Origin of the sequence: Streptomyces sp. NPDC001410 (genome assembly GCF_042895235.1) — a bacterium.
In the GTDB taxonomy this organism is placed as follows: Bacteria; Actinomycetota; Actinomycetes; order Streptomycetales; family Streptomycetaceae; genus Streptomyces.
In genome coordinates, this window is record NZ_JBIAWE010000030.1 from 17,641 (window position 1) to 39,197 (window position 21,557).

At 71.2% G+C, this 21,557-nt stretch carries 18 protein-coding genes and 1 pseudogene; 11 read left to right on the forward strand and 8 right to left on the reverse strand.

Annotated features, from left to right (window positions below):
- Positions 1-435: 435 nt before the first annotated feature.
- The 4 genes from ACFY3C_RS42665 to ACFY3C_RS42680 all read left to right on the forward strand — a co-directional run bounded on the left by ACFY3C_RS42665 (position 436) and on the right by ACFY3C_RS42680 (position 4,418).
- Complete coding sequence (locus ACFY3C_RS42665) at positions 436-942, forward strand: cysteine dioxygenase (RefSeq protein WP_386581456.1); 507 nt, start codon at positions 436-438, stop codon at positions 940-942.
- A gap of 82 nt (positions 943-1,024) precedes the next feature.
- Positions 1,025-1,984 carry a 2-phospho-L-lactate transferase gene (gene cofD, locus ACFY3C_RS42670; protein WP_390774744.1) on the forward strand — a complete coding sequence of 320 codons (960 nt, stop codon included), beginning with the start codon at positions 1,025-1,027 and terminating at the stop codon, positions 1,982-1,984.
- Positions 1,981-3,288 carry a coenzyme F420-0:L-glutamate ligase gene (locus ACFY3C_RS42675; protein ID WP_390774745.1) on the forward strand — a complete coding sequence of 436 codons (1,308 nt, stop codon included), beginning with the start codon at positions 1,981-1,983 and terminating at the stop codon, positions 3,286-3,288. The genes cofD and ACFY3C_RS42675 overlap by 4 nt, the downstream gene beginning before the upstream one ends.
- A 116-nt stretch (positions 3,289-3,404) precedes the next feature.
- Positions 3,405-4,418 carry a DNA-3-methyladenine glycosylase family protein gene (locus ACFY3C_RS42680; protein WP_386581459.1) on the forward strand — a complete coding sequence of 338 codons (1,014 nt, stop codon included), beginning with the start codon at positions 3,405-3,407 and terminating at the stop codon, positions 4,416-4,418.
- Positions 4,419-4,647: 229 nt separating this feature from the next.
- Here ACFY3C_RS42680 and ACFY3C_RS42685 read toward each other — a convergent pair whose 3' ends face one another.
- Together ACFY3C_RS42685 and ACFY3C_RS42690 are read right to left on the reverse strand one after the other, a co-directional pair.
- A complete protein-coding gene (locus ACFY3C_RS42685) occupies positions 4,648-5,730 on the reverse strand; it encodes a sugar phosphate nucleotidyltransferase (RefSeq protein ID WP_386581460.1) in 1,083 nt (360 codons plus the stop codon).
- A gap of 34 nt (positions 5,731-5,764) precedes the next feature.
- Positions 5,765-6,016, reverse strand: a pseudogene (locus tag ACFY3C_RS42690) (hypothetical protein); the annotation flags it as partial.
- A gap of 74 nt (positions 6,017-6,090) precedes the next feature.
- Here ACFY3C_RS42690 and ACFY3C_RS42695 point away from each other — a divergent pair.
- The 4 genes from ACFY3C_RS42695 to ACFY3C_RS42710 all read left to right on the forward strand — a co-directional run bounded on the left by ACFY3C_RS42695 (position 6,091) and on the right by ACFY3C_RS42710 (position 11,858).
- Positions 6,091-6,846, forward strand: coding sequence for a TIGR03089 family protein (locus ACFY3C_RS42695; protein ID WP_390774746.1), 756 nt, complete (start codon positions 6,091-6,093; stop codon positions 6,844-6,846).
- A 98-nt stretch (positions 6,847-6,944) separates the two neighbouring features.
- Complete coding sequence (locus tag ACFY3C_RS42700) at positions 6,945-8,144, forward strand: LCP family protein (RefSeq protein ID WP_390774747.1); 1,200 nt, start codon at positions 6,945-6,947, stop codon at positions 8,142-8,144.
- Between the two features lie 232 nt (positions 8,145-8,376).
- The gene (locus tag ACFY3C_RS42705) at positions 8,377-10,131 is read left to right on the forward strand and encodes an LCP family protein (protein ID WP_390774748.1); all 1,755 of its coding nucleotides are present in this window, start codon (positions 8,377-8,379) and stop codon (positions 10,129-10,131) included.
- A 128-nt stretch (positions 10,132-10,259) separates the two neighbouring features.
- Complete coding sequence (locus ACFY3C_RS42710) at positions 10,260-11,858, forward strand: LCP family protein (RefSeq protein WP_386581495.1); 1,599 nt, start codon at positions 10,260-10,262, stop codon at positions 11,856-11,858.
- Positions 11,859-11,913: 55 nt separating this feature from the next.
- Here the strand turns inward: ACFY3C_RS42710 and ACFY3C_RS42715 are convergent, their stop codons facing one another.
- Positions 11,914-12,942 (reverse strand): glycosyltransferase family 2 protein, encoded by a 1,029-nt coding sequence (locus ACFY3C_RS42715; protein ID WP_386581467.1) that lies wholly within the window; start codon positions 12,940-12,942, stop codon positions 11,914-11,916.
- 248 nt (positions 12,943-13,190) lie between these two features.
- Here ACFY3C_RS42715 and ACFY3C_RS42720 point away from each other — a divergent pair, with 248 nt between their 5' ends.
- A complete protein-coding gene (locus ACFY3C_RS42720) occupies positions 13,191-14,573 on the forward strand; it encodes an LCP family protein (RefSeq protein ID WP_390774766.1) in 1,383 nt (460 codons plus the stop codon).
- Between the two features lie 14 nt (positions 14,574-14,587).
- Here ACFY3C_RS42720 and ACFY3C_RS42725 read toward each other — a convergent pair whose 3' ends face one another.
- Positions 14,588-15,136, reverse strand: coding sequence for an acyl-CoA thioesterase (locus tag ACFY3C_RS42725; RefSeq protein ID WP_386581469.1), 549 nt, complete (start codon positions 15,134-15,136; stop codon positions 14,588-14,590).
- Between the two features lie 119 nt (positions 15,137-15,255).
- On the opposite strand from ACFY3C_RS42725, the gene ACFY3C_RS42730 reads away from it, so the two are divergent.
- On the forward strand, positions 15,256-16,557 hold the full coding sequence (locus ACFY3C_RS42730; RefSeq protein WP_390774749.1) for an LCP family protein: 1,302 nt from the start codon (positions 15,256-15,258) through the stop codon (positions 16,555-16,557).
- Here the strand turns inward: ACFY3C_RS42730 and ACFY3C_RS42735 are convergent.
- The 4 genes from ACFY3C_RS42735 to ACFY3C_RS42750 form a co-directional block, all read right to left on the reverse strand.
- A complete protein-coding gene (locus ACFY3C_RS42735) occupies positions 16,554-17,372 on the reverse strand; it encodes a class I SAM-dependent methyltransferase (RefSeq protein WP_390774750.1) in 819 nt (272 codons plus the stop codon). The genes ACFY3C_RS42730 and ACFY3C_RS42735 overlap by 4 nt on opposite strands.
- 75 nt (positions 17,373-17,447) lie before the next feature.
- Entirely contained in the window at positions 17,448-17,813 is a 366-nt protein-coding gene (locus ACFY3C_RS42740) for a four-helix bundle copper-binding protein (RefSeq protein ID WP_386581474.1), read from the reverse strand.
- 125 nt (positions 17,814-17,938) lie between these two features.
- Positions 17,939-18,718, reverse strand: coding sequence for an SDR family oxidoreductase (locus ACFY3C_RS42745; protein ID WP_386581475.1), 780 nt, complete (start codon positions 18,716-18,718; stop codon positions 17,939-17,941).
- Between the two features lie 125 nt (positions 18,719-18,843).
- Positions 18,844-20,001, reverse strand: a complete 1,158-nt coding sequence (locus ACFY3C_RS42750) for an acyl-CoA dehydrogenase (protein ID WP_390774751.1) — start codon at positions 19,999-20,001, stop codon at positions 18,844-18,846.
- 180 nt (positions 20,002-20,181) lie between these two features.
- On the opposite strand from ACFY3C_RS42750, the gene ACFY3C_RS42755 reads away from it, so the two are divergent.
- Positions 20,182-21,525, forward strand: coding sequence for a UDP-glucose dehydrogenase family protein (locus ACFY3C_RS42755; RefSeq protein ID WP_386581479.1), 1,344 nt, complete (start codon positions 20,182-20,184; stop codon positions 21,523-21,525).
- Positions 21,526-21,557 lie beyond the last annotated feature (32 nt).

Consider the following 21,557-nt stretch of genomic DNA (forward strand, 5'->3'; position numbering starts at 1 on the left):
CCCAGAGGGGCGACGGACCCCGTACGTACCTCTGTACGAAGAAGGACGCCCCCGCGTTCGATCGCGTTCCGCGAGGCTTGAGCGCTCGGTTGTGCGCCATGTGTCCTGGGGGCCAGGTGAACAAACCTTTCACCTGACAGATGAACCGGATGAGGTGAAACATGTCCCACATTCCGGGCGCCGAGTTGACAGTGCGGGTGTGAACCGCTGTCCTAGGGGGCATGCTCGCGAACTTGGCACTCACCTCGACCCGCACCGCCGGGTCCTTCGGTGCTGCCCAGGTCCGCTGTAGCTGTTGTTGCTGTCCCAGCTGTTGAGCCAGACGCGCTCCGGCTGTCGCCGAGTCCTGTGACCCGGCCGTTTTCTCCTTCGCAGAACCCCCAGTTCAGGGCACCCCGCTCTTCCGCTCTTCCGCCGAGGAATCACAGCATCCCTATGAACAGCGACAGCGACCTCCAGATCGCCGGCGACATCCTCGAAGTCCCGCACCTGCTCCAGCCGCCGCGCGAGCACCCGGCCACCGTCGCCGAGTTCGTGGGCCTCGCCCGCGAGATCGCCGCCGACCGCTCCCAGTGGGCGCACCTCGTCCGCTACGACGCCACCACCCGCTGGTACCACCGGCTGCGCACGGGCCCCGGCTACGAGGTGTGGCTGCTGTCCTGGGTGCCCGGGCAGGGCAGCGGGCTGCACGACCACGGCCGTTCCTCCGGTGTCCTCACCGTTCTGGAGGGCACGCTGACCGAGCGGACCGAGCGGACCACGCGCGCGCTGACGCCGGGCGCGCAGCGGGTGTTCGCGCCCGGGTACGTGCACGAGGTGGTGAACGACGCGCTGGAGCCGGCGGTGAGCCTGCACGTCTACTACCCGGGCCTGACCGAGATGCCGATGCACACGGCCCAGCACTGCGAGGCGCGCACCGAGTCGCGCCCGGTGACCGCCTGAGCGGTCGACCGTCCGGCCGAATGATCGTCTGACCGATTGACCACCTGACGCGTTGTCGTACCCGCCTGCCAGACTTGTCCCCATGCGCATTGTGGTTCTGGCAGGCGGCATCGGTGGTGCCCGGTTCCTGCGCGGTCTGAAGCAGGCCGCGCCGAACGCGGACATCACGGTGATCGGCAACACCGGTGACGACATCCACCTCTTCGGGCTGAAGGTCTGCCCCGACCTCGACACGGTGGTGTACACGCTGGGCGGCGGCATCAACGAGGAGCAGGGCTGGGGGCGGGCCGACGAGACCTTCCATCTCAAGGAGGAACTGGCGGCCTACGGCGTCGGCCCGGACTGGTTCGGGCTCGGCGACCGGGATTTCGCCACGCACATCGTGCGGACCCAGATGCTGGGCGCCGGCTATCCGCTGAGCGCGGTCACCGAGGCGCTGTGCGACCGCTGGAAGCCGGGCGTGCGGCTGATCCCGATGACCGACGACCGCGTGGAGACGCACGTGGCGGTCGAGACGGACGGCGAGCGCAAGGCGATCCACTTCCAGGAGTACTGGGTACGGCTGCGCGCCTCGGTCCCGGCCGAGGCGGTCGTGCCGGTCGGCGCCGAGCAGGCCAAGCCCGCGCCCGGTGTCCTGGAGGCCATCGCCGAGGCGGACGTCATCCTCTTCCCGCCGTCCAACCCGGTCGTGTCCATCGGCACGATCCTCGCCGTGCCCGGCATCCGGGAGGCGATCGCGAACGCGGGCGTGCCGGTGGTGGGCCTCTCCCCCATCGTCGGTGACGCGCCCGTGCGCGGGATGGCCGACAAGGTGCTCGCCGCGGTCGGCGTGGAGTCCACGGCGGCGGCGGTCGCCGAGCACTACGGCTCCGGGCTGCTGGACGGCTGGCTGGTCGACACCGTCGACGCGGGCGCGGTCGAGCGGGTCGAGGCGGACGGGATCCGCTGCAGGGCCGTACCGCTGATGATGACCGACCTGGACGCGACCGCGCAGATGGCGCGGGAGGCGCTGGCGCTCGCCGAGGAGGTGCGGGGAGCGTGAGCGAGGAGCGCGCGGAGTACCGGGTCTGGGCCCTGCCCGGCATCCCCGAGGTGCAGCAGGGTGACGATCTCGCCAAGCTGATCGCCGCGACCGAGCCCGGCCTGGTCGACGGGGACGTGCTGCTCGTGACGTCCAAGATCGTGTCCAAGGCCGAGGGGCGGATCGTCGAGGCGGCCGATCGGGAGGCCGCGATCGAAGCCGAGACCGTGCGGGTGGTGGCCCGGCGCGGCACGCTGCGCATCGTCGAGAACCGGCAGGGCCTGGTCATGGCCGCCGCCGGGGTCGACGCCTCCAACACCCCTGTCGGGACAGTGCTGTTGCTGCCCGAGGACCCGGACGCCTCCGCGCGCGCGATCCGCGACGGGTTGCGCGACACCCTCGGCGTCAACGTCGGGGTGGTCGTCACCGACACCTTCGGGCGGCCCTGGCGCTCGGGGCTCACGGACGTCGCGATCGGCGCCGCCGGGGTGCGTGTGCTGGACGATCTGCGCGGGGGCACGGACGCGTACGGCAATCCGCTCAGCGCCACCGTCGTCGCCACCGCGGACGAACTGGCCGCCGCCGGTGACCTGGTCAAGGGCAAGGCGGCGGGACGGCCGGTCGCCGTGGTGCGCGGCCTGGCCCACGCCGTGGCCGACGAGCACGGCGAGGGGGCGCGGGCGCTGGTGCGTACCGCGCAGGACGACATGTTCCGGCTCGGCACGTCCGAGGCCGTGCGGGAAGCGGTGGCCCAGCGCCGTACCGTGCGGGCCTTCACCGACGCCCCCGTGGACCCGGGCGCGGTCCGGCGTGCGGTGGCCGCGGCGGTGACCGCGCCCGCGCCGCACCACACCACACCCTGGCGGTTCGTGCTGCTGGAGTCGGAGGAGTCGCGGGTACGGCTGCTCGACGCGATGCGCGACGCCTGGATCGCGGATCTGCGCCGGGACGGCAAGAGCGAGGAGTCCATCGCCAAGCGGGTCCGGCGTGGGGACGTACTGCGGCACGCGCCGTATCTGGCCGTGCCCTGCCTCGTCATGGACGGCTCGCACACCTACGGGGACCCGCGGCGGGACGGCGCCGAGCGGGAGATGTTCGTGGTCGCGGCCGGGGCGGGCGTGCAGAACTTCCTGGTGGCGCTGGCCGGGGAGCGGCTGGGCTCGGCGTGGGTGTCCTCGACGATGTTCTGCCGGGACGTGGTGCGCGAGGTGCTGGGGCTGCCGACGGACTGGGATCCGATGGGGGCGGTGGCGATCGGGGATCCGGCCGAGGAGCCGAGGCCGCGGCCCGAGCGGGACGCGGGGGCGTTCATCGAGGTGCGGTGAGGGGCCCGTACGACCGCCCGCTCTCGCCTAGTCTCGTAGGACGGCGGCGGCGCCGATGGCGCCGACACCCGCAGGACTCTCAGGACACCTAGGACTCGGACTCGTAGGACTCATTCGTGGCAGGACGATTCGCTCCGCGGCCCACTCGTACGACCGTGCGCGGTGGAGAGGTCGCCGTGCCCGCCGGGGTCCCCGGGCAGGGGGCGGGGGCCGCTGCGCGGGTGCGGAGCTGGGTGCCGGACGGGCCGCTCGATCTCGGGCTGGTGCTGGGGCCGCTGCGGCGCGGGCCGGCCGATCCGACGTTCCGGGCGACGCGGGACGGGTCCGTGTGGCGGGCCTGCCGGACGCCCGCCGGGCCCGGGACGCTGCGGGTGTACGTCCACGGCGGTGAGGTGCGCGCGCAGGCGTGGGGGCCGGGTGCCGAGTGGCTGCTGGAGCAGGTGCCGGAGCTGCTCGGTGCCGCCGATGATCCGGACGCGTTCGTGCCGCGGCACCGGGTCGTGGCGCTGGCGCGGCATCGGCGGCCGGGGCTGCGGCTGACGCGGACCGGGCTGGTGCTGGAGTCGTTGATTCCGTCGGTGCTGGAGCAGAAGGTCACGACCGATGAGGCGTATCGGGCGTGGCGGTTGCTGGTGCGGAGGTTCGGGGAGCGGGCGCCCGGGCCTGCGGGGGTGAGCGAGCGGCCGATGTGGGTGATGCCGGCGCCTCGGACCTGGGCGCTGATTCCCTCCTGGGAGTGGCATCGGGCCGGGGTCGACGACAAGCGGGCCTCCACGATTCTGCGGGCCGTGCGGGTTGCCGCGCGGCTGGAGCAGGGGGTGGGGATGTCGGCGGGTGAGGCTCAGGCGCGGTTGGAGGTCGTGCCGGGGATCGGGCCGTGGACGTCGGCTGAGGTTGTGCAGCGGAGTCATGGGGCGGCGGATGCCGTGACGGTCGGGGACCTGCATCTGCCGGGGATCGTGGGGTGGGCGTTGGCCGGGGATCGGGATGCCGACGATGCGGAGATGCTGCGCTTGCTTGAGCCGTATGCCGGGCAGCGGCATCGGGCGGCTCGGTTGATCCTGCTGAGCGGGCAGGTGCCTGCGCGAAGGGCGCCGAAGATGCCTCGGGTGGACATCGGTTTGCTGTAAGTCGCCCTGCGCTGCAGCCGGCCGGGGGTGGGTCCGCTCACCGGCGCTGGCGGGGTGCCGCTGCGCCCACCCTCCCCCAAGCTCTCGACTTCGCTCGAGCAGGGGGGACCCCCATCGCCCCAGCGGCACGACTGCCCGCAGCTACGCAGGTTTTTAGGGGCGCGAGGAACTGCGCGATCAGCCCCCACCGGCCCGCAGGCGAACGACGGTCCGAAGGGGGCCCCGCAGGCTACTGATCCGAAGAAAAGCGGAGCGCACCCGCTGGGATGTGGGCGTCGCACCACACGCGTACTCCCTCGCGGAGTTCGTTGTCGGGGCCGACCACCGCGCCGTCGCCGATGACCGTGCCGGTGAGGACGGAGCGTTCGCCGACTCGGGCCCGGGTGCCGATGAGGGAGTCGGTGATGACGGCGCCGGGTTCGATGACGGCGCCGGGGAGGATCGTCGAGCCGAAGACCCGCGCGCCCTGCGCCACGAACGCGCCCTCGCCGACCACCGTGCCGCCCGTCAGCTTCGCGTCCGGGGCGACCGTGGCCGTGGGCAGGATCAGACGGTCGCCGCAGCGGCCGGGGACGGCGGGGGAAGGGGCCCGGCCGAGGACGAGGTCCGCCGAGCCGCGGACGAAGGCGGCGGGGGTGCCGAGGTCGAGCCAGTACGTGGAGTCGACCATGCCCTGGAGGTGGGCCCCGGCGGAGAGGAGGTCCGGGAAGGTCTCGCGTTCCACCGACACCGGACGGCCCGCCGGGATCGTGTCGATGACCGAGCGGCGGAAGACGTACGCCCCCGCGTTGATCTGGTCGGTGACGATCTCCTCCGGTGTCTGCGGCTTCTCCAGGAAGGCGAGGACGCGGCCGGTGTCGTCGGTGGGGACCAGGCCGTAGGCGCGCGGGTCCGTCACCTTGGTGAGGTGCAGGGAGACGTCCGCGCCCGTCGAAGCGTGGGTGTGCACGAGCCGTCTGATGTCCAGGCCCGTCAGGATGTCGCCGTTGAAGATCAGCACCGGGTCGTCGGGGCCGGAGTGCAGACGCGACGCCACGTTGCGGATGGCGCCGCCCGTGCCGAGGGGCTCCTCCTCGGTGACGTACTCGATGTGCAGCCCGAGGGAGGCGCCGTCACCGAAGTAGGGCTCGAAGACCTCGGCGAGATAGCTCGTCGCGAGCACGATGTGCTCCACGCCCGCCGCTCTCGCCCGCGCCAGCTGGTGCGTGAGGAACGGCACCCCGGCCGCCGGGACCATGGGCTTCGGCGTGTGCACCGTGAGCGGACGCAGCCGGGTGCCTTTGCCGCCGACCAGGAGGATCGCTTCTGTCACCTGTCGTCTCTGCTTCCTGCCGGGACCGGCCGAACTACTCGTTTCGGCCGGCCAGTGTATGCAGACCGTGCGACGGCGCCCTGGTCGGCCGCGCGGTGTCCCGCGAGATCGGCGTCCGGTTTCCCCCGACCGACCCCCCGCCGTCCGCGAGCCTCCCCCACCCGTCCCGATGGCCGGAGATCACGTTCAGTCGTACGTTCTTCCCCTTTGGGTGGAGATTGCCACTGCCCGACGTCAGATATGTCTTTCCGCTGGGATTGGCCCCGAAGAGCCCGAGCTTCGTAGTAGCGGTGGATACCGCGGATGACGGAGGGGGTCTGGGAGCAGGTGACGGGCCGGCCCCGGCGTACTCTTGCGCGGGTGAATGCCACCGATCGCACCCCTGCCGACCTGCTGCGTTCCGCGCTCGCCGCGGATCCCGGCCGCCCGCTGGTGACCTTCTACGACGACGCCACGGGCGAACGCGTCGAACTGTCCGTCGCCACCTTCGCCAACTGGGTGGCCAAGACCGCGAATCTCCTTCAGGGCGACCTGTCCGCCGGACCCGGCGACCGGGTCGCACTGCTGCTGCCCGCGCACTGGCAGACGGCCGTGTGGCTGCTCGCCTGTGCGTCGGTGGGGGCGGTGGCGGATGTGGCCGGGGACCCGGCCGCCGCCGACGTCGTCGTCAGCGGGCCGGACTCCCTGGAGGCGGCGCGGGCGTGCCGCGGGGAGCGGGTCGCTCTCGCGCTGCGGCCGCTGGGCGGGCGGTTCCCGCAGGCGCCGGACGGCTTCGCCGACTATGCCGTGGAGGTGCCGAGCCAGGGGGATCGGTTCGTGCCGTTCGCGCCCGTGGATCCCGAGGAGGCGGCGCTGATCGTCGCGGGGGCCGAGTTCAGTGGAGGCGAGGTGGTCGAGCGGGCCCTGGCGGATGCGGCTTCGCTGGAGCTGACCGGGCCCGGGTCCCGGTTGCTGTCCGGGTTGTCGTACGACACGTGGGAGGGCTTGAGCGCGGGGCTGTACGCGCCGTTGGCTTCCGGGGGGTCCGTGGTGCTGTGCAGGAATGTCGACCGGCTGGATGAGGAAGCTCTCGCCAAGCGGGTCGAGAGCGAGAGGGTGACCGTGCTGCGCCGCTGAGAGGGGCGGGGGCGGTCATCGGGCCGGCCCTCACCCAGGTGGAGCAGCAAAGGGCGGCTCCCGCCCCGCTCCCCCGCCATCGTCGTAAGAGCAGAGGCATGACGCTCGTACGCCATGAGGGGGCCCGCACCGTGAACGACAGCGTTCGTCGGGGGCTCGGGGCCTCGGCCGCCGGGGAGGGGCTCCTGCGGCGCCGGCGGCGGTGGGTCTCAGGGGCAGCACTGGCGGTGGGCGTGGTCGTCGTGGCGGCGGCCGGGGCGGGGTGGGCCGTGTACGCCAAGCTCAGCGCCAACATCACCCCGGACGACGCGGCCGCGGCGGAACTCGCCCGGTACGAGCGGGAGCGGCCCACCGCGCTGGTGCGGGGCGCGCAGAACATCCTGCTGATCGGGTCGGACACCCGGGCCGGGGACGGGAACGGGCAGTACGGGCGGGACCTGGGCAGCGAGCGGTCCGACACCACGATCCTGCTGCATCTGGCCGCCGACCGGCGCAGCGCCACCGCCGTCTCGCTGCCCCGGGACCTGATGGTGGACGTCCCCAGCTGCCGGCGGGCGGACGGCAGCCGCAGCGATCCGGTGTTCGCGATGTTCAACCACGCCTTCCAGGTGGGCGGTTCGGCGTGCACCATCCGTACCGTCGAGAAGCTGACGGACATCCGGGTCGACCATCACATGGTGGTCGACTTCAGCGGGTTCAAGGAGATGGTCGACGCCGTCGACGGGGTCCAGGTGTGCCTGAAGGAGCCCATCGACGACAAGGCGGCCAAGCTGAAGCTCCCCGCGGGCCGGGTGACCCTCGACGGGGAGCAGGCACTCGGGTACGTGCGGGCCCGCAAGTCGATCGGCGACGGCAGCGACACCGAGCGGATGGAGCGGCAGCAGCGGTTCCTGGGCGCGCTCGTCAACAAGGTGCAGAGCAACGACGTCCTGCTGAACCCCGTGAAGCTGTATCCGGTGCTGGACGCGGCCACTTCCTCGCTCACCACGGATCCGGAACTGGCAAGTCTGCGCGGTTTGTACCAGTTGGTCCGCGGACTGCGGGACATCCCCGCGGAACATGTGCAGTTCCTGACGGTTCCGCGCGAGTCGTACGTCTACGACGCCAATCGTGACCAACTCGTGGAGCCGGAGGCCGAGAGGCTGTTCGCGCGGCTGCGGGCGGACGAGCCGGTGGTGGTGGCGCGGTCGGATTCTCAGGAAGTTCTCACGGAGACCCCCGGGGCGGGTCCGGGGAACGGTCCCTCCGCCGCTCCGACGTTCCGTGGGAACACAGCGGCCGAGCACACCTGCGAGTGAGGCGCGCACCAAGACGACGAACTTCAGTTCAGAAATATGAGGGGGATTGCCCAGTTGTAGGAAGGTGGAATTTGTCACCGGCGTCGCTTGACGCTGAACTGGGCGGATAGTGTGAGCGATCCGGTGCACCCGGCCACGAGGTCCGTCCTGGGGTCGCGCACTGATTCACCGAGACCCGAGCGCCTTTGAGGGGGAAGGCGCCGCGTGGCCCCGACGGAGGATTCGAACAACCGTGGACGCGCAAGGCCGTGGGCGGGCGGACAACATCGACCCCGCAGACCAGTGGGTACTCAATCCGAACACCGGCGAATACGAACTGCGACTGAGCGCTTCCGCACCGCAGTCGTCGGTTCCCGGTCCGCGGAGACCGAACTCCCGTGATTCCGGCGGTGCCCGGCGCGGCCGCGGCGACGCGGCGGGGGGGCAGACGCGCGAGATGCGGGAGGTGCGCGGCGCCGAGGTGCCGGGTCCCCGGTCGGGCCGGCGCCGGGGCGCCGAGCCCGAGCCGCCGCCGACGCGGCGCGGTCGGCGGCCGGTGAAGAAGAAGTCGAAGGCCAAGAAGGTGCTGGCGTGGACCGCCGGCGGCACGGCGTTCGTCCTGGTCGCCGTGGGCACGGCCGGCTACCTCTACCTGAAGCACCTGGAAGGCAACGTCACCACCACGGACGTCGGCGACGCGGCCAAGAACAGCTTCAGCAAGGACGACGCCTTCAACATCCTGATCATCGGCACCGACAAGCGGACCGGCAAGGGCAACGAGGGCTACGGCGACTCCGGCAGCGTCGGGCACGCGGACACCAACATCCTGCTGCACGTCGCCAAGGACCGGACGAACGCGACCGCGCTGAGCATTCCGCGCGACCTGATCGTGGACGTGCCGGACTGCGAGACCACGCAGGCCGACGACACCAAGAAGGTCATTCCCGGTACCGACGGGGTGCGCTTCAACACCAGCCTGGGCCAGGAGGGCCGGGACCCGGGCTGCACGATGCGCACGGTGAAGGCGGTCACCGGCATCGAGCCCGACCACTTCATGATGGTCGACTTCAACGCCGTGAAGACGCTGACCACGGCGGTAGGCGGCGTCGACGTGTGCCTCAAGCACGCCGTGAAGGACAAGCAGTCGCATCTGGACCTGCCCGCCGGCGCGTCCAAGATCGCGGGCGAGCAGGCGCTGGCGTTCGTCCGCACCCGGCACAGCTGGGGCAACCAGGGCGACCTGGACCGCATCAAGGTGCAGCAGCAGTTCATGGGCTCGCTGATGCGCAAGATGTCCTCCAGCGACACCCTCACCAGCCCGACCAAGCTGGTGAAGCTGGCGGAGGCGGCCACCAAGGCGCTGACCGTCGACAAGGGCATCGGCAAGGTGAGCACGCTCAAGGACGTGGCGCTGGAGCTGAAGAAGGTGCCGCCGAAGAACATCTCGTTCATGACGGTGCCGGTGGTCGACAACCCGGCCGAGAAGGTCCACGCGACGGTCGTCGTCGACAAGACGAGGGCGCCCGAGGTCTTCGACGCCATCAGGAACGACGTCTCCTTCACCGAGGTGAAGAAGAAGCAGAAGGCGGCCAAGGACGCGGCGGCCGCCCGCCTCAAGGGCAGCAAGTCCCAGCCCTCCGAGGTGCGGGTGCGGGTCCTCAACGGCGGCGCCGAGGCCGGCAGCGCGCAGGAGACCCTGCAGTGGCTGCAGACCCAGGAGGGCGTGCTCAAGTCGGAGAACGCGGGCAACGCGCCCGCGGAACTGAGCAGGACCACGCTCGAGTACGCGCCCGACCAGGCGCCCCAGGCGCGTGAACTGGCAGCCCTGATGGGGCTGTCCGGAAGCGCGCTGAAGCCGGGCAAGAGCGTGACCAACTCCCAGGGGCTGCCCGCGATGACGCTCACCCTGGGCAAGGACTTCAAGGGTGCGGGCGTCCGCCTCACCGCTCCGACGAAGGCTCCGTCGGTCGACAAGTCCACGGCGGACAAGGTTCAGTGCGCCTCGTAGGTAACCCATCGGGTCCGTCGTGCGTCTAACTCGGCGCGGGACGGACCCGTTTCATGGCGCAGGGTGGGGAGGGCAGGGAGTTGTCGCAGAGCGATGTGCGCGGGGAGCCTCCTGCGGTCGAGGACACGATGGCGCTCACGCCGCAGGCCGCCAAGGCGCCCGAGGGGTCCGGACGGCACGGCGGCGGGCGTCGCGGCGGCGGCCCGAAGACCGGGCGGCGGGGGCCCAAACGGCGCGCGCTGCGCTGGTCGGCGACCGTGCTGGCGGTGGTGATACTCGGCACGGCCGGCGCCGGATACCTGTACTACGAGCACCTGAACGGCAACATCCAGAAGGGTCGCCGCAGCAACGGCGACGACTCCAAGGCACAGCGGACCCGGCCGAACGCGGCCGGCCAGACCCCGCTGAACATCCTGCTGATCGGCTCCGACAGCCGTAACTCCGACGAGAACGTGAAGCTCGGCGGCGCCAAGTACGACCGCGGAAGCCCACCGCTCGCCGACGTGCAGATGCTCATCCACCTCTCCGCGGACCGCAAGAGCGCCGCCATGGTGAGCATTCCCCGGGACACCCGGGTCGACATCCCCAAGTGCACGGACCCCGACACCGGCAAGGTCTACCAGGCCACCAACGCCATCATCAACACCACCCTGGCCCGGGGCGGGGCCGGTTGCACGCTGGCCACCTGGGAGAACCTCACCGGTGTCTACATCGATCACTGGATGACGATCGACTTCGCGGGCGTGGTGAAGATGGCCGACGCCATCGGCGGCGTCGAGGTGTGCGTACGGCAGAACGTGTGGGACCACTCGACGCCCGCCCAACGCGGCGGCTCCGGTCTGAAGATGAAGGCCGGGCGGAAGAAGGTCGAGGGCGTGCAGGCCCTGCAGTGGCTGCGCACGCGGCATGCCTGGGGCAGTGACGTGATGCGGGCCCGCGCCCAGCACATGTACCTCAACTCGATGATCCGCACGCTGCAGCACCAGAACGTGTTCACCGACACCGGCCGGCTGATGGACCTGGCCGAGGCGGCCACCAAGTCCCTGAAGGTGTCCGAGGAGATCGGCACCGTCAAGAAGCTCTACGACCTGGGCATGGAGCTGAAGTCGGTGCCGTCGGACCGCATCACGTCGGTGACGATGCCCAACGTCGAGGACGCGCAGAACAGCGAGCACGTCGTACCGGAGAAGGCCGGCGCCGACAAGCTGTGGCAGATGCTCCGCGACGACGTGCCCTTCGACAAGAACGGCAAGCCGTCGGGGGCGAAGAAGGCGGCGAGCAAGTCGCAGCCGACGAAGACCCCTTCGGTCGACGCGGCCCGGCTCGGGGTGCTGGTGCAGAACGCCACGCAGTCCTCCACCGAGGCCGCGGTCGGCGGCCGGGCCGGAACGATCAGCCAGGCGCTCGTGCGGAAGGGGTACGGCAGGGCCACGGCCGACACCTCGGCGACGCTGTCCGCGGACCGGACCGTCGTGCGCTACCCGAGCGCCGATCTGGAGGGGGACGCACAGGCCGTCGCCAAGGCGCTGGGCATCCCGATGAGCCAGGTGAAGCAGTCGACCGACGTGTCGGGGGTCACCCTCGTCGTGGGCGCTGACTGGCGCACGGGCGACGCCTACCCCAAGAAGTCCGCCCCGAAGGCCGGCGACCTGCCCGGCAACTCCGACGCCATCAACGGCTCGGACACCTCCCAGTGCATGGACGTGTACAAGCCCTACCAGTGGTGAACGCAACACGAGGGCCCCTCCGCGACGTGCGGAGGGGCCCTCTTCGTTCCTGTGCTCAGCGGGGTTCGAGCACCGCCGGCCGCCGCGAGGCGATCACTCGCTTCGCCAGGGACCTGGGGCTGGTCAGAAAGCCCCAGCCCCACGACATGTGCATGGTCGCGAGGGCCACCGGGATCTGCAGCCGGGCCCTGACCGGCAGCCCCTTGCCCGCCGGGACCGAACCCGCCACGATCGCCGCCAGATAGCCGCCGGGGATCACCAGACCCCACGGCGTCAGAGCGGCGCCCACCACGAGACCCGCCGCTATGGCGCACACCGCGGTCGGCGGGGCGAGGTAGCGCAGGTTGATGGAGCCCTCGTGGTAGCGGGCGACGACATGACGCCAGCGGCCGTAGTCCTTGTACTGCTTGGCGAGCGCCTTCACGCTCGGCCGCGGCCGGTACGACACCTTCAGCTCCGGCGAGAACCAGATCAGGCCGCCCGCCTCGCGGATGCGGAAGTTCAGCTCCCAGTCCTGGGCGCGGATGAACTCCTCGTTGTAGCCGCCCTGTTGCTCCAGCGCCTCGCGGCGGAAGACACCGAGGTAGACCGTCTCGGCGGGGGCCGCCTGGCCACCGGTGTGGAAGGCCGCGTTGCCGACACCGACCTTCGAGGTCATGGCGGCGGCGACCGCGTGCTCCCAGTCGTTCTCGCCCTCGGCGTGCATGATGCCGCCGACGTTCTGCGCGCCGGTCTCCTCCAGGAGCCGCACGGCGGTCGCGATGTAGTTCGGCGAGAGCATGCCGTGGCCGTCGACGCGGACCACGATCGGGTGCCGGGAGGCCTTGATCGCCGCGTTCAGCGCGGCGGGGGTGCGGCCGGTGGGGTTCGGGACGGTGTGCACACGGGGGTCTTCTGCGACCAGCTCGGCGGCGATCTCGTCCGTGCGGTCCGTGGACGGACCGAGGGCGATCACGACCTCCATCTCGCCGGCGTACTCCTGCGCGAGGATCGCTTGGACGGCCCCGCGCAGATGCCGCTCCTCGTTGAGAACGGGCATGATCACAGAAACGGCGGGGTGTCGCACGTCGGGCTTGGCGTTCATAGGGGGCTCACGTTACCGCGAACGGGGGACACCGGTGCGTGCCGCCGGGCGCGTGCGGGCGGGCTGGAGATCGTATCGGCCTACGGTGCTCACAAATCCCGCATACGGCCGCAGTCCGGAGGTGTCCCTTGCCCAGCCCGCCCAGGTCCCCCGCCCGGCCGCAGCGCCGACCGCAACCGCCCCGCCGGGTGCCACGGCAGCCTGGGCGGGTCGTGCGGCCCCCGCGCCCCAGGCGGCCGCGCTGGGCCATGCGGGCGGTGACCACGCTGTCCGTGGTCGTGCTCGCCTCCGCCGGGATCGGTCACGCCGTCGTCACCAGCCTGGACGCCGGCATCACCCGGGTCGACGCCTTCAAGGACATGAAGAACCGGCCCCGCGCGGGGCACGGCATGAACGTCCTGCTGGTCGGCACCGACGGCCGCGACAGGATCAGCGAGTCGCAGCGGCGCGCGTACCGGCTGGGCGGGCAGCCCTGCCACTGCACCGACACGATGATGATCGTGCACATCTCGGAGGACCGGGAACGGGCGAGCGTGGTGAGCCTGCCGCGCGACTCCTACGCCGAGGTGCCCGAGCGCGTCGACCCGGGCACCGGCCGGCGGCACGCCCCGCACCCCGTCAAGCTGAACGCGGCCTACGCCGAGGGCGGCCCCCAGCTGACCATCGCCACGGTCGAGAACATGACGCATCTGAAGATCGACCACTATCTGGAGATCGACTTCACCAGCTTCATGAAGACCGTGGACGTGCTCGGCGGCGTCCGGATCTGCACGACGACGCGGCTGAAGGACTCGTACACCGGACTCGACCTCGCGCCCGGCACGTACACCCTGGGCGGCGGGCAGGCGCTGCAGTACGTACGCGCCCGGCACGTGGACGGGGTGAGCGATCTGGGCCGGATGAACCGGCAGCAGCGGTTCCTGGCCGCGCTGATCGAGCGGGCCACCTCCTCCGGGGTGCTGCTGAACCCGATGCGGTTCCGGGACGTGACCCGGGCGGTGCTCGGCTCGGTGCGGGCCGACTCGGGCTTCGGCACCGACGAGCTGCTCGACCTCGGCCGGGCGATGCGGAACTTCTCCCCGTCCTCCTCCGAGTTCTCCACGGTGCCCATCGGGCAGATGAACTTCCCGGTGAAGGACCTCGGCTCGACCCTGAAGTGGGACCCGGCGGCGTCCGGCAAGCTCTTCCAGGCCCTGCGCGACGACAAGCCGCTCACCGTGGACCACCCGCACCGCGGGCCTCGGCCCGCGCCCGTCGAGGTCGAGCCGCGGCAGGTCCGGGTCCAGGTGGAGAACGGCACCGGCACGGCCGGGCTCGCCAAGCGGATCGACGCGGCTCTCGCGGCGGCCGGCTTCGTCACCACCCACCAGCCGACCACCGCGGCCGTGCACGACGTCAGGCGCACGGTGATCTCCTACGACCCCCGCTGGGACCGCTCCGCCCGCACCCTGGCCGCGGCCCTGCCCGGCAGCGCACTGCGCGCGGTACCGGGCATGGGCAAGACGCTGAAGGTGACCGGCGGCTCCGACTTCAAGGCCGTGCACCAGGTGAAGGTCGAGGACCCGGCCAAGCCGGAGCAGAGCGCGCTGCGCGGCAACGAGGTGGTCTGCCCGGCTTCTGGTGAGGCTTAGTCCGCTGAAGAGGCTCAGTCCTCGAAGCCCTCCGCCGCGCGCTTCTCACGCAGCTCGCGGATCGCGCGTCGGCGGGCCAGGCGGTGGGTGCGGCGGATCTGGGCCTCCTGGTTGCGGCGGCGGTCGCGGTCGGTCTCCGCGATCACCGGGGGCACCCGGCGCGGCTTGCCGTCGGCGTCCACGGCCGCGAAGACCAGATAGGCCGAGCCGACCTGGGTCGGCGGGGTCGACTCGTTCCAGCGCTCGGCCAGGACCCGCACGCCGACCTCCATCGAGGTCCGGCCGGTCCAGTTGACCTGGGCCTTCACATGGACCAGGTCGCCCACGCGGACCGGCTCAAGGAAGGCCATCTCGTCCATGGACGCGGTGACGGCGGGACCGCCGGAGTGCCGGCCGGCCACCGCGCCCGCCGCGTCGTCGACCAGTTTCATGATCACCCCGCCGTGCACCGTCCCCAGGAGGTTGGTGTCGTTGTGGGTCATGATGTGGCTGAGGGTGGTGCGGGAAGCGGATATGGGCTTGCCCGGGATGTCCGGATCCGCGTCCGAGGCCTGGTCTGTCATGGCCCCCACCTTATGCCGAAGCGACATTCACGGAATTTGTGACGGCTTCGCAACAGCGCCGCTCTGATTTTCCGACACCCCTTGTAAGGCCCGCACCCGCGCCCTGCACACTGGGGCGCATGAATGACTGGCCCCAGGGATGGTCCGACGACAATCGCAGCCCGCGCTACGGACGCGGCAGCGGCGGCGCGCAGCCGGAAGGCGCCCGTGTGATGCGCCAGGTGCGGCGCGGCCCGGCGGGACCGCCCGGGCAGCGCGGGTACGGCGGCGGTGTCCCGCAGCAGCCGTCGTACGTCGACGGCCAGGGCTACGACGACGGCGCCGGCTACGACGACTACGACAGCGGCTACAACACCGGCCAGGTCTACGGCGGCGGGCACGGCGGCGGCTTCGTGCCCAACGACAACGACGTGGACCCGGACGTCGGGCGCTACCGGCCCCGGCCGAACTGGCGCCGCCGCATCAAGTGGACCGCGATCACCGTCGCCGGTGTGCTGATTGTCACGTCAGTGGCGACGTACTTCTGGGCCGACTCCAAGCTGCGCCGCGAGGTCGACCTGTCGACGGTCATCGACCGGCCGGAGACCGGCTCGGGCACGAACTACCTGATCGTCGGCTCGGACAGCCGCGAGGGCATGTCCAAGGCGGACGAGAAGAAGCTGCACACCGGTGGCGCCCAGGGCAAGCGCACCGACTCGATGATGATCCTGCACGTCGGCGACAACGGCGACACGCTGATCTCGCTGCCGCGCGACTCGGACGTGGAGGTCCCCTCGTACAAGGGGTCGACGTCCGGGAAGATCTACCCGGCCAAGGGCCGGCACGAGAAGCTGAACGCGGCCTACGCCGAGGACGGCCCGACCCTCCTGGTGCGCACGATCGAGTACAACACCGGCCTGCACATCGACCACTACGTGGAGATCGGCTTCCAGGGCTTCGCGAACATCGTGGACGCGGTCGGCGGTGTCGACATCGACATCGACAAGGGCTTCAAGGACAAGTGGTCCGGCGCCGACTTCAAGGCGGGCAAGCAGACCCTCAACGGCCAGCAGGCCCTCGCCTTCGTCCGCACCCGGCACGCCTTCGCCACCAGCGACCTGCAGCGCACCAAGAACCAGCAGAAGTTCCTGGCCGCGCTGGCCCACCAGGTCGCCACCCCCTCGACGGTCCTGAACCCCTTCAAGCTCTACCCGACCATGGGCGCGGGCCTGGACTCCCTGATCGTCGACAAGGACATGGGCCTGTGGGACCTGGCGTCCATGTTCTGGGCGATGAAGGGCGTCAGCGGCGGTGACGGCACCTCGATGAACATGCCGATCTCCGGGTCCACCGGCGGCAACCTCGTCTGGGACAAGGCGAAGGTGAAGACGCTGGTGAGCCAGTTGAAGAACGACGAGAAGGTGACCGTCACCGGCAACTAGGCCGTCGCGGAGGCCAGCAGCGAGACATGGGGAAGGGCGAGCTGCCCTTCCCCGTCCGCGTATCCGGCGCTCAGCCGCTCGTACTCCCGCCGGATCCGGGCCACCGTCTCCGCGTCCTGCGAGGTCACCACCAGCCCGACGGTGGCGACCCCGCCGGCCGCGCCGCCCCACCACTCCTCGATGCCGGCCCGGTGCTCCCAGGCCAGCTCCGCCGCCTCGGCACCGCCGAACCCGGCCTGCGTGAGCAGCTCCGCCAGGCCCTGCGGGGTGCGCGCGAAGTCCTCGTCCGGGTCCAGGCGCGGCAGGTACGACGGCGGTACGGCACCGCCGGCCGCGCAGGCCTGCCCGAGCAGCTCCTGCCCGGCCCCGCGCCGGGCGCCCCACAGCGTCAGGGCGATCCTTCCGCCGGGCCGCAGCACCCGCCGCAGCTCGGCGAGCGCGGCCCGCGGCCGGCCCACGTGGTTGAGCACGAAGTTGCCGACCACGGCGTCGAACTCCCCGTCCGGGAAGGGCAGTTCGGGCAGGACGGCGACCTCCGCGGCCACCCCGCGCCGGCGTGCCTCGGCGACCATGCCGGCGTCGGCGTCCACGGCCCGCACCAGCGCGCCCCGCTCCCCCGCCGCCAGGGCGGCCGTGCCGGTCCCGGTCCCGACGTCGAGGACCCGCGTCCCCGCGCCGACCCGGGCCGCATCCAGCAGCGCGGGAACCGGGTACGCGCACAGCCGGCCGAAGCTCCCGGCGTACGCCTCGGTCCGCCCCGCCCACATCGCCCGCTCGGCGGCGTCGAAGGCCGCCGTCGCATCCGTCTCGATCATGGCCCCAGCGTGCCGCACAAAGGATCAAGGGCACCCACGGGGGTGCCCCTGAACGCCCTCATGGGCAGCAGCGGGTCACATCCGCGCGCCCGCCATCGCGCGACACATCTCCGCGCAGCGGCGACACGCCTCGGCACAGCGCATCATCTGCTTGTCGTCGGGCATGGACATACACGCCTCGGCGCACATGTCGCAGGCCTTGGCGCACATCGCGCACATCTCGGCCGACATCGGCGAGCGACGCATCATCATGTCGGCGCACATGCGGGTCATCTCGGAGCAGTCCATGAGCGCGCGCATGATCTGCATCTGGGCCTGGCCGCCCATCTGCATGCAGGAGCTCATGGTCTCCTCGCAGACGTTGTGGCACGACATGCAGGCCTCGACGCAGTCCTGCATCTCCTTGGTCATGGCGGGCATGGCGGTTCCGGGCTGGGGCATGGCTCCTCCTGGGGAGGGAGAGGGGTCCGGGGCGGGCCCCGTGTGCTTCCGTCCTACGCCCGAGTGCCCCGCCCTGCCATTTGACGCCTGTCCCGCTTCGCACCCGTTCGGCCCACAGGGCGACTTCAGACGCTGGGGGTCGTGCCACCGTCGATGACGTACTCGGCACCGAGGATGGCAGCCGCGCGGTCCGATACCAGGAAGGCGATCAGGTCGGCGACCTCCTCGGGGCGGTTGGGGCGACCGAGCGGGATGCCGCCGAGGGAGTCCATGAGCCGGTCCAGAGCCACCTCCCGGGTGACGCCCGCCTCCTCGGCGATCCGGGTCACCAACTGGTCCGCCGCGCTGGTCCGGATGAAGCCGGGCGAGACCGCGGTGACCCGTATCCCGTGCGCGGCGACCTCGTTGGCCAGGCCCTTGCTGTAGGTGGTCAGCGCGGCCTTGGCGGCGGCGTAGGCGAGGGTGCCGTTCCACAGCGGCATCCGGCGCTGGATGGAGGTGACGTGCACGATCACGCCCCGGCCGGCCTCGATCATGCCGGGCAGCAGGCCGCGGTCCAGGCGTACGGCGGCCAGCAGGTTGACGGTCAGCTCGCGGGCCCAGTCGTCCTCGCCGAGGACCACGAAGCCGCCGGCCGGAGCCTCGGATCCCCCCAGGGCGTGGACGAGGATGTCGACGCCGCCCAGGCGGGCGTTCACCTCGGAGACGACCTCGGCGGCGCCCTCGACGGTGGAGAGGTCCGCCGCGATGAACGTCTTCTCCTCGACCTCGTCGGGGCGGCTGCGGGCGGTGACGAGCACGCTCGCGCCGGCCCGGCGCAGGCGTTCGGCGACGGCGGCTCCGGTGCCCCTGGTGCCGCCGGTGACCAGCGCGCGCCGGCCGTCGAGGGATTCGCTGGTGGGCATGGTGACGGTGCCTTCCGTGACCGGGACCGGGCCCGGGAACGCCCCCACTGTCCACGCTACGCCGATACGCCGGCAGCCCCCGTCCGAGGCGGACGGGGGCTGCCGGGAAACGGGGGGAGCGTGCCTTACGGCAGGTTGCGGGCCATGACGATCCGCTGCACCTGGTTCGTGCCCTCGTAGATCTGGGTGATCTTGGCGTCGCGCATCATCCGCTCCACCGGGTAGTCCCGCGTGTAGCCATAGCCGCCGAGCAGCTGGACGGCGTCGGTGGTGACCTCCATGGCCACGTCCGAGGCGAAGCACTTGGCGGCGGCGCCCTGGAAGGTGAGGTCGCTGTCGCCGCGCTCGGAGGCGGCCGCGGCCTGGTAGGTCAGGGCGCGGGCGGCGGCGATCTTCATGGCCATGTCGGCGAGCATGAACTGGATGCCCTGGAAGTCGGCGATCGGCTTGCCGAACTGCTTGCGCTCCTGGACGTAGCCCTTGGCGTAGTCGAGGGCGCCCTGGGCGACACCGAGGGCCTGGGCCGCGATGGTGATGCGGGTGTGGTCCAGGGTCTTCATGGCGGTGGCGAAGCCGGTGCCCTCCTCGCCGATCATGCGGTCGGCGGGGATGCGGACGTTGTCGAAGTAGACCTCGCGGGTCGGGGAGCCCTTGATGCCGAGCTTCTTCTCCGGGGCGCCGAAGGAGACGCCCTCGTCCGACTTCTCGACGACGAAGGCGGAGATGCCCTTGGTGCGCTTGGTCGGGTCGGTCACGGCCATGACCGTGTAGTACTCGGAGACGCCCGCGTTGGTGATCCAGCGCTTGACGCCGTTGAGGACGTAGTGGTCGCCGTCGCGGACCGCCTTCGTCTTCATGCCGCCCGCGTCCGAGCCCGCCTCCGGCTCGGAGAGGCAGTACGAGAACATCGCGTCGCCCTTGGCGAGCGGGGTGAGGTACTTCTTCTTCAGGTCCTCGGAGCCGGACAGGATCACCGGGAGCGAGCCCAGCTTGTTCACGGCCGGGATGAGGGAGGAGGACACGCAGGCGCGGGCCACCTCCTCGATCACGATGACCGTGGCGAGCGCATCGGCGCCGGCGCCGCCGAACTCCTCGGGTACGTGCACGGCGTGCAGGTCGTTTGCGACCAGGGCGTCGAGGGCCTCCTGCGGGAAGCGGGCCTCCTCGTCGACCGCGGCGGCGAACGGCGCGATCTTCGCCTCGACCAGCGAACGGACGGCGTCGCGGAGCATGTCGTGCTCCTCGGACGGGCGGTACAGGTCGAAGTCAGCCGATCCGGCCACGGTCTCTCACGCTCCAAAGACGCAGTGATACTGACGCTAATTACCGTTAAGTAACTCAAATTTTAGAGGGCCGCCCGAAGGACGCCTACGTGAGATGGGCGACAGCCGGGAAATTGCCCGGTGGACGCCCCGACTATGCTCGGGGCCGCATCACCGACGTACCCGATCTGGAGCACATCCATGAGCCTGAAGATCACCGTGATCGGCACCGGATACCTGGGCGCCACGCACGCCGCGGCCATGGCCGAACTCGGTTTCGAGGTGCTGGGGCTCGACGTCGTGCCCGAGAAGATCGCGATGCTGGAGCGCGGCGAGACCCCGATGTACGAGCCGGGGCTCGAGGAGCTGCTGCGCCGGCACGTCGCGGGCTTCGAGGGGTCCACCGGGCGGCTGCGCTTCACCCAGGACTGGGCCGAGGTCGGGGCCTTCGGTGACGTGCACTTCGTCTGCGTGAACACTCCTCAGCGGCACGGGGAGTACGCGGCGGACATGTCGTACGTCGACGCCGCCTTCGCCTCCCTCGCCCCGCATCTGCACGGGCCCGCCCTGGTGGTCGGCAAGTCGACCGTGCCCGTGGGCACGGCCGAGCGGCTGGCCGCCTATCTGGCCGAGCACGCGCCCGCCGGTGCGGACGCCGAGCTGGCCTGGAACCCGGAGTTCCTGCGCGAGGGCTTCGCCGTGCAGGACACGCTGCACCCGGACCGGATCGTGGTGGGCGTGCGCGGCGAGCGCGCGGAGAAGCTGCTGCGGGAGGTGTACGCGACGCCGGTCGGTGAGGGCACACCGTTCGTGGTGACCGACTTCCCGACCGCCGAGCTGGTGAAGACCTCGGCGAACTCCTTCCTCGCCACCAAGATCTCCTTCATCAACGCGATGGCGGAGGTCTGCGAGGCCGCGGGCGGTGACGTGGTGAAGCTGGCGGAGGCCATCGGCCACGACGACCGGATCGGGAAGAAGTTCCTGCGCGCCGGCATCGGGTTCGGCGGTGGCTGTCTGCCGAAGGACATCCGGGCGTTCATGGCGCGCGCCGGTGAGCTGGGCGCGGACCAGGCGCTGACCTTCCTGCGCGAGATCGACTCCATCAACATGCGCCAGCGCGGCCAGATGGTGGAGCTGGCCCGCGAGGCGCTGGGCGGCGGTCCCTTCCTGGGCAAGCGGGTCGCGGTGCTCGGCGCCACCTTCAAGCCGGACTCGGACGACGTCCGCGACTCGCCCGCGCTGAACGTGGCCGGGCAGATCCATCTTCAGGGCGGCCAGGTGACCGTGTACGACCCGAAGGGCATGGAGAACGCCCGCCGGGTCTTCCCCACCCTGGGCTATGCCGACTCGGCCCTCGACGCGGTCCGGGGCGCCGACGTCGTGCTGCACCTGACGGAGTGGCGGGAGTTCCGCGAGCTGGACCCGGCGGCGCTGGGCAGCGTCGCGGCGGCCCGGCTGATCCTGGACGGGCGCAACGCCCTGGACCCGGAGCTGTGGCGGCGGGCCGGGTGGACGTACCGGGCGATGGGCCGCCCGACCGCGTAGCCCCACAAAAACATCCCCGCAGAGGCATCCAC

Excerpts from the sequence above, each read along its gene's own strand:
- ACFY3C_RS42665 (WP_386581456.1), top strand. The coding sequence starts at position 436 with ATGAACAGCGACAGCGACCTCCAGATCGCCGGCGACATCCTCGAAGTC.
- cofD (WP_390774744.1), top strand. The coding sequence starts at position 1,025 with ATGCGCATTGTGGTTCTGGCAGGCGGCATCGGTGGTGCCCGGTTCCTG.
- ACFY3C_RS42700 (WP_390774747.1), top strand. The coding sequence starts at position 6,945 with ATGACGCTCGTACGCCATGAGGGGGCCCGCACCGTGAACGACAGCGTT.
- ACFY3C_RS42710 (WP_386581495.1), top strand. The coding sequence starts at position 10,260 with ATGGCGCTCACGCCGCAGGCCGCCAAGGCGCCCGAGGGGTCCGGACGG.
- ACFY3C_RS42715 (WP_386581467.1), bottom strand. The coding sequence starts at position 12,942 with ATGAACGCCAAGCCCGACGTGCGACACCCCGCCGTTTCTGTGATCATG.
- ACFY3C_RS42720 (WP_390774766.1), top strand. The coding sequence starts at position 13,191 with ATGCGGGCGGTGACCACGCTGTCCGTGGTCGTGCTCGCCTCCGCCGGG.
- ACFY3C_RS42725 (WP_386581469.1), bottom strand. The coding sequence starts at position 15,136 with ATGACAGACCAGGCCTCGGACGCGGATCCGGACATCCCGGGCAAGCCC.
- ACFY3C_RS42730 (WP_390774749.1), top strand. The coding sequence starts at position 15,256 with ATGAATGACTGGCCCCAGGGATGGTCCGACGACAATCGCAGCCCGCGC.
- ACFY3C_RS42735 (WP_390774750.1), bottom strand. The coding sequence starts at position 17,372 with ATGATCGAGACGGATGCGACGGCGGCCTTCGACGCCGCCGAGCGGGCG.
- ACFY3C_RS42740 (WP_386581474.1), bottom strand. The coding sequence starts at position 17,813 with ATGCCCCAGCCCGGAACCGCCATGCCCGCCATGACCAAGGAGATGCAG.
- ACFY3C_RS42745 (WP_386581475.1), bottom strand. The coding sequence starts at position 18,718 with ATGCCCACCAGCGAATCCCTCGACGGCCGGCGCGCGCTGGTCACCGGC.
- ACFY3C_RS42755 (WP_386581479.1), top strand. The coding sequence starts at position 20,182 with ATGAGCCTGAAGATCACCGTGATCGGCACCGGATACCTGGGCGCCACG.